Below are 13,323 nucleotides of genomic sequence, written 5' to 3' on the forward strand. Positions count from 1 at the left end.
TGTCCCGATCCCCGCCGGGCGGGTGGCCGACGGGAGATCCGCGAGGCTCAAGGACGGGTTCCCATGACATCACGGGTAGTCGACGGCCGCCGGGCCGCCGTACTCGGTTCGCCCATCGCCCACTCCCTCTCCCCGGTGCTGCACCGGGCGGCCTACGACGCACTCGGGCTCAGCGCCTGGTCGTACGACCGCTTCGAGATCGACGAGGGCGCCCTGCCCGGCTTCTTCGAGGAGCTCGGTCCGGAGTGGGCGGGACTGTCGCTGACCATGCCGCTGAAGCGGGCGGTCATCCCGCTGGTGGACGAGGTCAGCGAGACGGCCGCCTCGGTCGACGCCGTCAACACGGTGGTCTTCACCGAGGACGGACGCCGCGTCGGCGACAACACCGACATCCCGGGCATCGTGGCCGCCCTGCGTGAGCACGGCATCGACCAGGTCGACTCCGCGGCGATCCTCGGCGCCGGCGCCACCGCCTCCTCGGCGCTGGCCGCCCTCGCCCGGATCTGCACCGGCGAGGTCGTCGCCTATGTGCGCAGCGAGGCCCGCGCCGCCGAGATGCGGCGGTGGGGCGAGCGGCTCGACGTCGAGGTCCATACGGCGGACTGGGCGGACGCGGCCCAGGCGCTGCGCGCCCCCCTGGTGATCGCCACCACGCCCGCGGGCACCACCGACGCCCTCGCCGCCGCCGTACCGGAACGCCCCGCCACCCTCTTCGACGTGCTCTACGACCCCTGGCCCACCGAGCTGGCGGCCCGCTGGTCCATGTTCGGCGGCGCCGTCGTCAGCGGCCTCGACCTGCTCGTCCACCAGGCCGTCCTTCAGGTCGAGCGGATGACCGGACACACGCCCGCCCCGCTCGACGTCATGCGCAGGGCCGGGGAGAAGGCCCTCGCCGGGCGCTGACGTCCGCCGCCGCGTCCGCCTGCTGGACCTTCGGCCGGGTCCGGCCCCCGGACGTGGGAGGATCGGAGGTGCCGGACCGGGGCCGCGCACCCGGTCGGGCCGTCGCCGTACGCGAGGACGCGCGTACGCAGGGCAGTACCAGGGCGCGAGCACTGAGGAGCATCGTTGAGCAGGCTGCGTTGGCTGACCGCGGGGGAGTCCCACGGTCCCGCACTTGTCGCGACGCTGGAGGGCCTTCCCGCCGGCGTGCCGATCACCACGGAGATGGTCGCCGACCACCTCGCGCGGCGGCGGCTCGGCTATGGACGCGGTGCGCGGATGAAGTTCGAGCGCGACGAGGTCACCTTCCTCGGCGGCGTCCGCCACGGCCTCACCCTCGGCTCCCCGGTCGCGATCATGGTCGGCAACACCGAGTGGCCCAAGTGGGAGCAGGTCATGGCGGCCGACCCGGTGGACCGCGAGATCCTCGACGGGCTGGCCCGCAACGCCCCCCTGACCCGCCCGCGTCCCGGCCACGCCGACCTCGCCGGCATGCAGAAGTACGGCTTCGACGAGGCCCGGCCGATCCTGGAGCGCGCCTCCGCGCGCGAGACCGCCGCCCGTGTGGCGCTCGGCGCCGTCGCCCGGTCGTACCTCAAGGAGACGGCCGGCATCGAGATCGTCTCGCACGTCGTCGAGCTGTGCTCCGTGAAGGCCCCGCAGGGCGTGTACCCCACCCCGGCCGACGTCGAGAAGCTGGACGCCGACCCGCTGCGCTGCCTCGACGCGGACGTCTCGAAGGCGATGGTCGCGGAGGTCGACCAGGCCCACAAGGACGGCGACACGCTCGGCGGTGTGGTCGAGGTCCTGGCCTACGGCGTTCCGGTCGGCCTCGGTTCGCACGTGCACTGGGACCGCAAGCTGGACGCCCGGCTGGCCGGTGCCCTGATGGGCATCCAGGCGATCAAGGGCGTCGAGATCGGCGACGGCTTCGAGCTGGCCCGGGTGCCCGGCTCCAAGGCGCACGACGAGATCGTGAACACCCCCGAGGGCATCCGGCGCGTCTCCGGCCGCTCCGGCGGCACCGAGGGCGGCCTGTCCACGGGTGAGCTGCTGCGGGTGCGGGCCGCGATGAAGCCGATCGCGACCGTGCCGCGCGCCCTGAAGACCGTGGACGTGTCCACCGGCGAGGCCACCCAGGCCCACCACCAGCGCTCCGACGTCTCCGCCGTGCCGGCCGCCGGCATCGTCGCCGAGGCGATGGTCGCCCTTGTCCTCGCGGACGCGGTCGCGGAGAAGTTCGGCGGCGACAGCGTCCCCGAGACCCGCCGCAACGTGCGCTCCTACCTCGACAACCTCGCGATCCGGTGAGCGCCGTGCCTGTGGTCGTCCTGATCGGCCCGATGGGCGTCGGCAAGTCCACGATCGGCGAGCTGCTCGCCGAACGGCTCGGCGTCGGCTACCGCGACACCGACGAGGACATCGTGGCCGCCGAGGGCCGCGCCATCGCCGACATCTTCGTGGAGGACGGCGAACCCGCTTTCCGCGCGCTGGAGAAGCAGGCCGTGCGCCAAGCGCTCGCCGAGCACGAGGGCGTCCTCGCGCTCGGCGGCGGCGCGATCCTCGACGCAGACACCCGCGCGCTGCTCGCCGGGCAGCGCGTGGTGTACCTCTCCATGGACGTCGAGGAGGCCGTCAGGCGCACCGGCCTGAACGCGGCCCGGCCGCTGCTCGCCGTCAACCCGCGCAAGCAGTGGCGCGAGCTGATGGAGGCGCGGCGGCACCTGTACGAGGAGGTCGCCACGGCCGTCGTACCCACCGACGGCCGTACCCCCGAAGAGGTCACCCGAGCAGCGCTGGACGCACTGGAGTTGAAGGAAGCATGAGCGAGGCAGTGACGCGGATCCAGGTCGGCGGTACGGCGGGCAGTGAGCCGTACGAGGTCCTGATCGGCCGTCAACTCCTGGGCGAACTGGGCGGATTGATCGGTGACCGGGTCAGGCGGGTGGCGGTGATCCACCCGGAGGCCCTCGCCGAGACCGGTGACGCGCTCCGCGACGACCTGGCCGGGCAGGGCTACGAGGCCGTCGCCATCCAGGTGCCCAACGCGGAGGAGGCCAAGACCGTCGAGGTCGCCGCCTACTGCTGGAAGGCGCTCGGCCAGTCCGGCTTCACCCGCAGCGACGTCATCGTCGGCGTCGGCGGCGGCGCGACCACCGACCTGGCCGGGTTCGTGGCGGCGACCTGGCTGCGCGGGGTCCGCTGGATCGCGATCCCGACCACCGTGCTGGCCATGGTGGACGCGGCGGTCGGCGGCAAGACCGGCATCAACACGGCCGAGGGCAAGAACCTCGTGGGCGCCTTTCACCCCCCGGCGGGCGTGCTGTGCGACCTGGCCGCGCTGGAGTCGCTGCCCGTCAACGACTACGTCTCGGGCCTGGCGGAGATCATCAAGGCCGGTTTCATCGCCGACCCGGCGATCCTGGAGCTCATCGAGTCCGACCCGGAGGCGGCCCGGACGCCCGCGGGCCCGCACACGGCCGAGCTCATCGAGCGCTCGATCCGGGTCAAGGCGGAGGTCGTCTCCTCGGACCTGAAGGAATCCGGTCTGCGGGAGATCCTCAACTACGGCCACACGCTGGGCCACGCGATCGAGAAGAACGAGCGCTACAAGTGGCGGCACGGCGCGGCGGTCTCGGTCGGCATGCACTTCGCCGCCGAACTCGGCCGCCTGGCGGGCCGGCTGGACGACGCGACGGCCGACCGCCACCGCACCATCCTGGAGTCGGTCGGGCTGCCGCTGCACTACCGCTACGACCAGTGGCCCAAGCTGCTGGAGACGATGAAGGTCGACAAGAAGTCCCGCGGCGACCTGCTGCGCTTCATCGTCCTGGACGGGCTCGCCAAGCCCACCGTCCTGGAGGGACCGGACCCGGCCGTGCTCCTCGCCGCGTACGGCGAGGTCGGCCAGTAGGTCCGCGCGCGGTCCTTCCGCCCGGTTTCGTCGCGTGGCGCGGGCACTTCGGGCCGCCCTTGGCCGTTTCACCAAACGACGGCCGGGGACGGTACCGTTCGGTAGCGAGCGGGGTGCGTACGCACCCCGCTGCCAGCACCAATTGCCTGTAGCACGAGACGGAGTGGCACCGGATGCAGCACGCAGTGGGGTCTCCGCTGCCGCCGCCCCACCAGCCGGGGCAGGGAGCGGCGGCCGGCTGGGCGCCGACCGCACACCACCCGGGTCCGCACCACCCGGGAGCCCCGCAGGGTCCCGCACCCGTGCCCCCGCCGCCACCGGCTCCCGGCTACAGCGGGGCCGCGGTCCCCTCGGGACCGATCCCGCCCGCGTCGCAGCACGCCCACGTCCCGCCCACGCCCGAGACCACCGGCCATGTCCCGCTGCCGCCCGGCGGCCCGGTGGGCATGCCCAGCCCCCCGCCCGCCCCGGCCACGGTTCCCGATCCGACGAGCACGACCCTGGCCGTGCTGCTGATCGGCCCGGCCGGCGCGGGAAAGACCAGCGTCGCCAAGTACTGGGCCGACCACCGCCGGGTCCCCACCGCCCACATCAGCCTCGACGACGTGCGCGAATGGGTCCGCTCCGGCTTCGCCGACCCCCAGTCCGGGTGGAACGACCACTCCGAGGCGCAGTATCGTCTCGCCCGCCGTACCTGCGGCTTCGCCGCGCGGAACTTCCTCGCCAACGGCATCTCGTGCATCCTCGACGACGCCGTCTTCCCGGACCGCCCGGTGGTCGGCCTCGGCGGCTGGAAGCGCCACGTGGGCCCCGGCCTCCTGCCCGTCGTTCTGCTCCCCGGCCTGGACATCGTCCTGGAGCGCAACGCGGAACGCAGGGGCAACCGCCGCCTCACCGACGAGGAGGTCGCCCGTATCCACGGCCGCATGGCCGGCTGGTACGGCTCGGGCCTCCCGATCATCGACAACTCCCAGCTGGACGTCCCCAGCACGGCCCGCGTCCTGGACGAAGTCCTGGCCAGGGCCATAGCGAGCCCCCCGAACTGGTAGGTCACGGGCACCCGGCGCACAACGGTCGGGACCACCCCGTCCCCCGACCGCACCTCCCAACCGGCACAATCCGCCCACCGCTCCTACGCTCGTGTCATGTCCGAGGTGTACGCGGCCCGCCGAGCCCGCCTGAGGGAACGCTGCAACGCGGGCGGCAGCCCATCCGCGCTGGTCTCCCGCCCCGCCAATGTGCGCTACCTCGCGGGCGCGGCCCCGCAGGGAGCCGTCCTCCTGCTGGGCAAGAGCGAGGACCTGCTGGTGTGCGCCGCCCCGCCCGAAGACCGCCCCTCCGAGGGGCGCCCGGACGAGAACCTCCGGCTGCACATCCTGTCCGGCGGGGGCGACCCCGCCGTCGCCGCCGGCGATCTCGCCGGGAGCCAGGGCGCCGACGGCCTCGCCGTGGAGGAGCACCACCTCACCGTCGCGCGGCACCGGGCGCTGACGTCCGTCGCCCCGAGCCTTCAGCTGGCCGACCTCGGCGGAGCCGTCGAGCAGCTGAGGGTGGTCAAGGACGAGGAGGAGATCTCCTGCCTCAGGATCGGGGCGGAGATCGCCGACCAGGCCCTCGGCGAACTGCTGGAATCCATCCTGGTCGGCCGGACGGAACGGCATCTCGCCCTGGAGCTGGAACGGCGCCTGGTCGATCACGGCGCCGACGGCCCCGGCTTCCCCACCTCCGTGGCCACCGGCCCGAACGCCGGCCGCCGCTGCCACCGCCCCACCGACCGCCGCGTCGAGGAGGGCGACTTCCTCTCCGTCTGCCTGGGGGCCACCTACCGCGGCTACCGCTGTGAGATCGGCCGTACCTTCGTCATCGGTACGTCCCCCGCCGACTGGCAGATCGAGCTGTACGACCTGGTCTTCGCCGCCCAGCGCGCCGGTCGCGAGGCCCTCGCGCCGGGCGCCGCCTACCGCGAGGTGGACCGCGCGGCGCGTCAGGTTCTGGACTGCGCGGGGTACGGCGAGGGCCTCCCGCCGCTCACGGGACATGGTGTCGGACTCGAAATCGACGAGGACCCGCAATTGTCCCCCTCGGCAATGGGTAAACTGGACGCTTGCGTGCCGGTCACCGTCGAACCCGGGGTCCACCTCCCGGGCCGGGGCGGCGTCCGGATCGATGACACGCTCGTCGTACGCCCCGAGGCGGACGGCGGACCCGAGCTACTCACCATCACGACCAAGGAGCTGCTCGCGCTCTAGCCTCGCGCTGTGCGCATGCCCCGGGGTCGTACGTCAGTCCAGGAGATTCCGCAACCGTGGCTTCCACGAACGACCTCAAGAACGGCATGGTGCTCAAGCTCGAAGGCGGCCAGCTCTGGTCCGTCGTCGAGTTCCAGCACGTCAAGCCCGGCAAGGGCCCGGCCTTCGTGCGCACCAAGCTCAAGAACGTGCTGTCCGGCAAGGTGGTCGACAAGACCTTCAACGCCGGCGTCAAGGTCGAGACGGCCACCGTCGACAAGCGCGACATGCAGTTCTCGTACAAGGACGGCGAGTACTTCGTCTTCATGGACATGGAGACGTACGACCAGCTGCACATCGACCCGAAGGCCGTCGGTGACGCCGCGAACTTCCTGATCGAGGGTTTCACGGCCGTCGTCGCGCAGCACGAGGGCGAGGTGCTCTTCGTCGAGCTCCCGGCCGCTGTCGAGCTGGTCATCGCCGAGACCGAGCCTGGCGTCCAGGGCGACCGCTCCACCGGTGGCACCAAGCCCGCCACCCTGGAGACCGGCCACCAGATCCAGGTCCCGCTCTTCATCACCACCGGTGAGAAGATCAAGGTCGACACCCGCAGCAGCGACTACCTCGGCCGGGTGAACAGCTAACCGTGGCTGCCCGCAACACGGCCCGCAAGCGTGCCTTCCAGATCCTCTTCGAGGGCGACCAGCGCGGGGCCGACGTCCTGACGGTCCTCGCGGACTGGATCCGGCTCTCGCGGAGCGACGACCGGCAGCCGCCGGTCAGCGAGTACACGATGCAGCTGGTCGAGGGCTACGCGCAGCACGCGCGGCGCATCGACGAGCTGATCGCCCAGTACTCGGTCGGCTGGACGCTCGACCGGATGCCGGTGGTCGACCGCAACATCCTGCGCCTGGGCGCCCACGAGCTGATCTGGGTCGACGAGACCCCGGACGCCGTGGTCCTGGACGAGATGGTGCAGCTGGCGAAGGAGTTCTCCACGGACGAGTCGCCCTCGTTCATCAACGGCCTGCTCGGCCGGCTGAAGGAGCTCAAGCCGTCGCTGCGCCGCGAAGAGACGTAACGGGGAACAGCGGCGCACCACGCGACGCAACTACGCCGGAGGGCCCGCAGCGCGACTGCTGCGGGCCCTCCGGCGTAGTTGTACCTCCGAGCCCTGTGAGGCGCTCAGAACGCCGCCGGGGCGGCCGGAACCGTCAAGTTCCGGCCACCCCGGCGGCACGTTTCTGCTGAAGCGCTGAGCGGGTCAGCTCTCCTCGTGGGTGGCCACGGCGCGGCGCGCGTCCGCGTCCAGGACACCCCAGCTGATCAGCTGCTCGGTCAGGACCGAGGGCGACTGGTCGTAGATGACGGCGAGTGTGCGCAGGTCGTCCTGGCGGATCGACAGCACCTTGCCGTTGTAGTCACCGCGCTGGGACTGGATCGTCGCGGCATAGCGCTGGAGCGGGCCCGCCTTCTCGGCCGGCACGGTGGCCAGCCGCTCCAGGTCCAGGACCAGCTTCGGCGGGGGCTCGGCGGCACCGCCGGGCGTGGTGCCCGGCAGCAACTCCTGCACGGGGACACCATAAAAATCGGCCAATTCCGCAAGACGCTGTACGGTCACGGCGCGGTCGCCGCGCTCGTACGAACCGACCACGACCGCCTTCCAGCGTCCCTGGGACTTCTCCTCGACACCGTGGAGGGAAAGGCCCTGCTGGGTGCGGATGGCCCGGAGCTTTGCCCCGAGCTGTTTGGCGTATTCGCTGGACATATGGCTCCCCGGACACTGTGTCGACGCGGCGGGCTGCGTTTCCGCGCCGCGCGGCTGGTAACTCACTGTGAGGTTACGCAGCGTTACTCTGCTGCGTCAAGCCGAATGGTCCGCACCGACTCTTCCGTGGTGGCGGCGGCCGATTACGCCAAGGGGGTGATCAGCGGCGTCGTGGCGACCTGGTAGCGTGGATGGCGCAATTCCGACGTCCTTTAAGGTCCGTCCCGTGAGGCGGAGAAGGAGGTCCGTTTCTTATGGACACGCAAGCGAACGCACAAGCGTCCGATGCCCGGCCCGTTCTCGAAGGGCCCGACATCGCGCGGGTGTTGACCCGCATCGCCCACGAGATCGTCGAGCGCGCCAAGGGCGCCGACGACGTGGTGCTGCTCGGCATTCCGACCCGGGGCGTCTTCCTCGCCCAGCGGCTCGCCGTGAAGCTGGAGGAGATCACCGACCGCAAGATGCCGGTCGGCTCCCTCGACATCACCATGTACCGCGACGACCTGCGCATGCACCCGCCGCGTGCGCTGGCCCGCACCGAGATCCCCGGTGACGGCATCGACGGCCGCCTGGTCGTCCTCGTCGACGACGTGCTCTTCTCCGGCCGCACCATCCGCGCCGCCCTCGACGCGCTGAACGACATCGGGCGCCCGCGCGCGGTCCAGCTCGCGGTCCTCGTCGACCGCGGCCACCGCGAACTGCCCATCCGTGCCGACTACGTCGGCAAGAACCTCCCCACGTCGCTGCGGGAGACGGTCAAGGTCCAGCTCGCCGAGGAGGACGGTCGCGACACCGTGCTGCTCGGCGTCAAGCCGGCCGCCCCGGGCGAGCGGCGCAAGTAGCACACCGGCGTACGGCCCCCAAGGGCCGTACCCCCGCTCATCGCGCCCCCGCCTGCCCGGAATCTCCCGATACTGAACTGCCTTACGGAGCCTGACAGATGCAGCGTCATCTCATCTCGGCCGCCGATCTCACCCGCGACGACGCCGTCCTGATCCTCGACACCGCCGAGGAGATGGCCCGGGTCGCCGACCGGCCGATCAAGAAGCTGCCGACCCTGCGCGGCCGCACGATCGTCAACCTCTTCTTCGAGGACTCCACGCGCACCCGGATCTCGTTCGAGGCCGCCGAGAAGCGCCTGTCCGCGGACGTCATCAACTTCACCGCCAAGGGGTCGTCGGTGTCCAAGGGCGAGTCCCTGAAGGACACCGCCCAGACCCTGGAGGCCATGGGCGTCGACGCCGTGGTCATCCGGCACGGCGCCTCCGGTGCCCCCTACCGCCTGGCCAACTCCGGCTGGATCGACGCCGCCGTCATCAATGCCGGCGACGGCACCCACCAGCACCCGACCCAGGCCCTGCTCGACGCGTTCACCATGCGCCGCCGGCTCGTCGGCCGCGACGCCGGCCTCGGCCGGGACCTCGCCGGCAAGCACATCACGATCGTCGGGGACATCCTGCACAGCCGCGTCGCCCGCTCCAACGTCGACCTGCTGCACACCCTCGGCGCCGAGGTCACCCTGGTCGCCCCGCCCACCCTGCTGCCGGTCGGCATCGAGACCTGGCCCTGCGAGGTGTCCTACGACCTCGACGCCACGCTGCCCAAGTCCGACGCGGTGATGATGCTGCGCGTCCAGCGCGAGCGCATGAACGCCGCCTTCTTCCCGACCGAGCGCGAGTACTCGCGGCGCTACGGCCTCGACGGCGACCGCATGGCCCGGATGCCCGAGGGCTCCATCGTGATGCACCCCGGCCCGATGGTCCGCGGCATGGAGATCACCGCCGAGGTCGCCGACTCGGACCGCTGCACCGCCATCGAGCAGGTCGCGAACGGAGTCTCCATCCGGATGGCCGTTCTCTACCTCCTGCTCGGTGGCAACGAGCCCGCCGTCACCCACACCCGTACCGAGGAGAAGTAACACCCATGAGCAAGATCCTGATCCGTGGTGCGAAGGTGCTCGGCGGCGAGCCGCAGGACGTGCTGATCGACGGCGAGACCATCGCCGAGGTGGGCACCGGGCTGTCCGCCGAGGGCGCCCAGGTCGTCGAGGCCGACGGCAAAGTGCTGCTGCCGGGCCTGGTCGACCTGCACACCCACCTGCGCGAGCCCGGCCGCGAGGACTCCGAGACCGTCCTGACCGGCACCCGCGCGGCCGCCTCCGGCGGCTACACCGCCGTCTTCGCCATGGCCAACACCTTCCCGGTCGCCGACACCGCCGGCGTCGTCGAACAGGTCTACCGGCTCGGCCAGGAGCACGGCTACTGCGACGTGCAGCCCATCGGCGCCGTCACCGTCGGCCTGGAGGGCAAGAAGCTCGCCGAGCTGGGCGCCATGCACGAGTCCGCCGCGGGCGTCACCGTCTTCTCCGACGACGGCAAGTGCGTCGACGACGCCGTGATCATGCGCCGCGCCCTGGAGTACGTGAAGGCCTTCGGCGGCGTCGTCGCCCAGCACGCGCAGGAGCCGCGGCTGACCGAGGGCGCCCAGATGAACGAGGGCATCGTCTCCGCCGAGCTCGGTCTGGGCGGCTGGCCGGCGGTGGCCGAGGAGTCGATCATCGCCCGGGACGTCCTGCTCGCCGAGCACGTGGACTCCCGCGTCCACATCTGCCACCTGTCGACCGCCGGCTCCGTCGAGATCGTCCGCTGGGCCAAGTCCCGCGGCATCGACGTCACCGCCGAGGTGACCCCGCACCACCTGCTCCTCACGGACGAGATGGTGCGCACGTACAACCCCGTGTACAAGGTCAACCCGCCGCTGCGCACCGAGCGCGACGTGCTGGCCCTGCGCGAGGCGCTCGCCGACGGCACGATCGACATCGTCGCCACCGACCACGCCCCGCACCCGCACGAGGACAAGGACTGCGAGTGGGCCGCGGCCGCCATGGGCATGGTCGGCCTGGAGACCGCGCTGTCAGTGGTCCAGGAGACGATGGTCGACACGGGCCTGCTGGACTGGGCCGGCGTCGCCGACCGCATGTCCTTCAGGCCCGCGCACATCGGACAGGCCACCGGGCACGGCCGTCCCGTCTCGGCAGGTGAGCCCGCCAACCTCACCCTCGTCGACACGGAATACCGTGGCCAGGTGGACCCCGCGGGCTTCGCCTCGCGCAGCCGCAACACCCCCTACCAGGGGCGCGAGCTGCCGGGCCGTGTCACCCACACGTGGCTGCGGGGCAAGGCCACGCTCGTCGACGGGAAGCTCACGTGACACCTCCGCACCTGACCCAACTGGCCGCCGATCTCGCCGCCGAGCAGAAGTCGGCCGAGGTCACCGACTGGGCCGCCCGGATCGGCTGGCTCGTCGGACTCGCCCTCTTCGTCGTGCTCGTCTACTGGCTGATGCGCGAGGGCTGGAAGTGGCGCGGCACGCTCCAGGGCGACATCCCGGAGCTGCCCGCCCGCCCGTCGCCCACCACCACCCTCAAGGGAGGCGGCAAGCCGCCGCTGCCTGGAATGCCGGAAGAGACCGGTCCGGCGAGACTGAGCATGAGCGGCCGCTACCACGGCTCCACCACCGCCGGGCAGTGGCTGGACCGCATCGTCGCCCACGGTCTGGGCACCCGCAGCCGGGCCGAGCTCACCCTGACGGACGCGGGCCTCGACGTCGTACGCCCCGGAGCGGCCGACTTCTTCGTCCCCGCCGCCGCGCTGCGCGAGGCCCGGCTCGACAAGGGCATCGCGGGCAAGGTCCTCACCGAGGGCGGCCTGCTCGTGGTGACCTGGGCACACGGCGACAAGCTGATCGACTCCGGCTTCCGCTCGGACCGCGCGGCCGAGCACAACGAATGGGTCGACGTCCTCAACTCCATGATCAAGACAACCACCACGGAAGGCGCCGAACGATGACGACCTCCACCCGGGGAGCCGAGAAGGTTCCCGCCGTACTCGTCCTGGAGGACGGCCGGATCTTCCGTGGCCGCGCCTACGGGGCCGTGGGGGTGACCTTCGGCGAGGCCGTGTTCTCCACCGGCATGACCGGCTACCAGGAGACCCTCACCGACCCGTCGTACCACCGCCAGGTCGTCGTGATGACCGCCCCGCACGTCGGCAACACCGGCGTCAACGACGAGGACCCCGAGTCCCAGCGGATCTGGGTGGCCGGCTACGTCGTGCGCGACCCCGCGCGCGTGCCCTCCAACTGGCGCGCCAGGCGCTCGCTGGACGAGGAACTGCGCCACCAGGGCGTCGTCGGCATCAGCGGCATCGACACCCGCGCCCTGACGCGGCACCTGCGCGAGCGCGGCGCCATGCGCGTCGGCATCTTCTCCGGCAATGCCCTGCCCGACGAGGGCACCATGCTCGCCGAGGTCCGCCAGGCCCCCGAGATGGAGGGCGCCGACCTCTCCGCCGAGGTCGCCACCAAGGAGACCTACGTCGTCCCCGCGCTCGGCGAGAAGAAGTACACCGTCGCCGCCGTCGACCTCGGCATCAAGGGCATGACCCCGCAGCGCATGGCCGAGCGCGGCATCGAGGTGCACGTGCTCCCGGCCACGGCCACCGCCGAGGACGTCTACGCCGTCAACCCCGACGGGGTGTTCTTCTCCAACGGCCCCGGCGACCCGGCCACCGCGGACGGACCGGTCTCCGTCATGCGGGCCGTCCTGGAGCGGGGCACGCCGCTGTTCGGCATCTGCTTCGGCAACCAGATCCTCGGCCGCGCCCTCGGCTTCGGGACCTACAAGCTGAAGTACGGCCACCGTGGCATCAACCAGCCGGTGCAGGACCGTACGACGGGCAAGGTCGAGGTCACCGCGCACAACCACGGCTTCGCCGTCGACGCCCCGCTCGACAAGGTGTCCGACACACCGTTCGGCCGCGTCGAGGTCTCCCACGTCTGCCTCAATGACAACGTGGTGGAGGGCCTCCAGCTCCTCGACCAGCCGGCCTTCAGCGTCCAGTACCACCCCGAAGCGGCAGCGGGCCCGCACGACGCCGCCTACCTGTTCGACCGCTTCGTATCCCTGATGGAGGGCCAGCGTGCCTAAGCGCACCGATATCCAGTCCGTCCTGGTCATCGGCTCCGGCCCGATCGTCATCGGCCAGGCCGCCGAGTTCGACTACTCCGGTACCCAGGCGTGCCGGGTGCTGAAGTCCGAGGGCCTGCGCGTCGTCCTCGTGAACTCCAACCCGGCGACGATCATGACCGACCCGGAGATCGCCGACGCCACCTACGTCGAGCCGATCACCCCCGACTTCGTCGAGAAGATCATCGCCAAGGAGCGGCCCGACGCGCTGCTGCCCACCCTGGGCGGCCAGACGGCCCTCAACACCGCGATCTCGCTGCACGAGAACGGTGTCCTCGACAAGTACGGCGTCGAGCTGATCGGCGCCAACGTGGAGGCGATCCACAAGGGCGAGGACCGGGACCAGTTCAAGCTCGTGGTCGACGCCGTCCGCTCCAAGATCGGGCACGGCGAGTCCGCCCGCTCGGTGATCTGCCACTCCATGGACGACGTGCTGAACGGCGTT

15 protein-coding genes are annotated in these 13,323 nt (G+C 71.5%); 14 read left to right on the forward strand and 1 reads right to left on the reverse strand.

Annotated elements, in window-relative coordinates:
- Positions 1 to 63 precede the first annotated feature (63 nt).
- From IPZ69_RS34805 to nusB, 8 genes are all read left to right on the forward strand, one after another.
- Positions 64 to 903 carry a shikimate dehydrogenase gene (locus IPZ69_RS34805; RefSeq protein WP_235458680.1) on the forward strand — a complete coding sequence of 280 codons (840 nt, stop codon included), beginning with the start codon at positions 64 to 66 and terminating at the stop codon, positions 901 to 903.
- A 165-nt stretch (positions 904 to 1,068) separates the two neighbouring features.
- Entirely contained in the window at positions 1,069 to 2,253 is a 1,185-nt protein-coding gene (gene aroC, locus IPZ69_RS34810; RefSeq protein ID WP_235458681.1) for a chorismate synthase, read from the forward strand.
- Between the two features lie 32 nt (positions 2,254 to 2,285).
- Positions 2,286 to 2,768 carry a shikimate kinase gene (locus tag IPZ69_RS34815; RefSeq protein WP_235458694.1) on the forward strand — a complete coding sequence of 161 codons (483 nt, stop codon included), beginning with the start codon at positions 2,286 to 2,288 and terminating at the stop codon, positions 2,766 to 2,768.
- A complete protein-coding gene (aroB, locus tag IPZ69_RS34820) occupies positions 2,765 to 3,856 on the forward strand; it encodes a 3-dehydroquinate synthase (RefSeq protein WP_235458682.1) in 1,092 nt (363 codons plus the stop codon). Before IPZ69_RS34815 ends, aroB begins: the two co-directional genes overlap by 4 nt.
- 173 nt (positions 3,857 to 4,029) lie before the next feature.
- Positions 4,030 to 4,905 (forward strand): Pro-rich N-terminal domain-containing protein, encoded by an 876-nt coding sequence (locus IPZ69_RS34825; protein ID WP_235458683.1) that lies wholly within the window; start codon positions 4,030 to 4,032, stop codon positions 4,903 to 4,905.
- 96 nt (positions 4,906 to 5,001) lie between these two features.
- Positions 5,002 to 6,105 (forward strand): aminopeptidase P family protein, encoded by a 1,104-nt coding sequence (locus tag IPZ69_RS34830; protein WP_235458684.1) that lies wholly within the window; start codon positions 5,002 to 5,004, stop codon positions 6,103 to 6,105.
- A gap of 56 nt (positions 6,106 to 6,161) precedes the next feature.
- Positions 6,162 to 6,728 carry an elongation factor P gene (gene efp, locus IPZ69_RS34835; RefSeq protein ID WP_235458685.1) on the forward strand — a complete coding sequence of 189 codons (567 nt, stop codon included), beginning with the start codon at positions 6,162 to 6,164 and terminating at the stop codon, positions 6,726 to 6,728.
- A 2-nt stretch (positions 6,729 to 6,730) separates the two neighbouring features.
- Positions 6,731 to 7,165 (forward strand): transcription antitermination factor NusB, encoded by a 435-nt coding sequence (nusB, locus tag IPZ69_RS34840; RefSeq protein ID WP_235458686.1) that lies wholly within the window; start codon positions 6,731 to 6,733, stop codon positions 7,163 to 7,165.
- Positions 7,166 to 7,348: 183 nt separating this feature from the next.
- Here the strand turns inward: nusB and bldD are convergent, their stop codons facing one another.
- The gene (gene bldD / locus IPZ69_RS34845) at positions 7,349 to 7,852 is read right to left on the reverse strand and encodes a transcriptional regulator BldD (RefSeq protein ID WP_086170636.1); all 504 of its coding nucleotides are present in this window, start codon (positions 7,850 to 7,852) and stop codon (positions 7,349 to 7,351) included.
- A gap of 254 nt (positions 7,853 to 8,106) precedes the next feature.
- On the opposite strand from bldD, the gene pyrR reads away from it, so the two are divergent.
- From pyrR to IPZ69_RS34875, 6 genes are all read left to right on the forward strand, one after another.
- Complete coding sequence (pyrR, locus tag IPZ69_RS34850) at positions 8,107 to 8,694, forward strand: bifunctional pyr operon transcriptional regulator/uracil phosphoribosyltransferase PyrR (RefSeq protein WP_235458687.1); 588 nt, start codon at positions 8,107 to 8,109, stop codon at positions 8,692 to 8,694.
- Positions 8,695 to 8,792: 98 nt separating this feature from the next.
- Positions 8,793 to 9,770, forward strand: coding sequence for an aspartate carbamoyltransferase catalytic subunit (locus IPZ69_RS34855; RefSeq protein WP_235458688.1), 978 nt, complete (start codon positions 8,793 to 8,795; stop codon positions 9,768 to 9,770).
- Between the two features lie 5 nt (positions 9,771 to 9,775).
- Positions 9,776 to 11,062 carry a dihydroorotase gene (locus IPZ69_RS34860; protein ID WP_235458689.1) on the forward strand — a complete coding sequence of 429 codons (1,287 nt, stop codon included), beginning with the start codon at positions 9,776 to 9,778 and terminating at the stop codon, positions 11,060 to 11,062.
- Complete coding sequence (locus tag IPZ69_RS34865) at positions 11,059 to 11,700, forward strand: PH-like domain-containing protein (protein WP_235458690.1); 642 nt, start codon at positions 11,059 to 11,061, stop codon at positions 11,698 to 11,700. Before IPZ69_RS34860 ends, IPZ69_RS34865 begins: the two co-directional genes overlap by 4 nt.
- Positions 11,697 to 12,839, forward strand: coding sequence for a glutamine-hydrolyzing carbamoyl-phosphate synthase small subunit (gene carA / locus IPZ69_RS34870; RefSeq protein ID WP_235458691.1), 1,143 nt, complete (start codon positions 11,697 to 11,699; stop codon positions 12,837 to 12,839). Before IPZ69_RS34865 ends, carA begins: the two co-directional genes overlap by 4 nt.
- Positions 12,832 to 13,323 (forward strand): carbamoyl phosphate synthase preATP-grasp domain-containing protein (locus tag IPZ69_RS34875; protein ID WP_445330183.1); only part of this gene is annotated, 492 nt, incomplete at its 3' end. The genes carA and IPZ69_RS34875, both read left to right, overlap by 8 nt.

Source organism: Streptomyces olivochromogenes (assembly GCF_021538895.1).
Taxonomy (GTDB): Bacteria; Actinomycetota; Actinomycetes; order Streptomycetales; family Streptomycetaceae; genus Streptomyces; species Streptomyces olivochromogenes_A.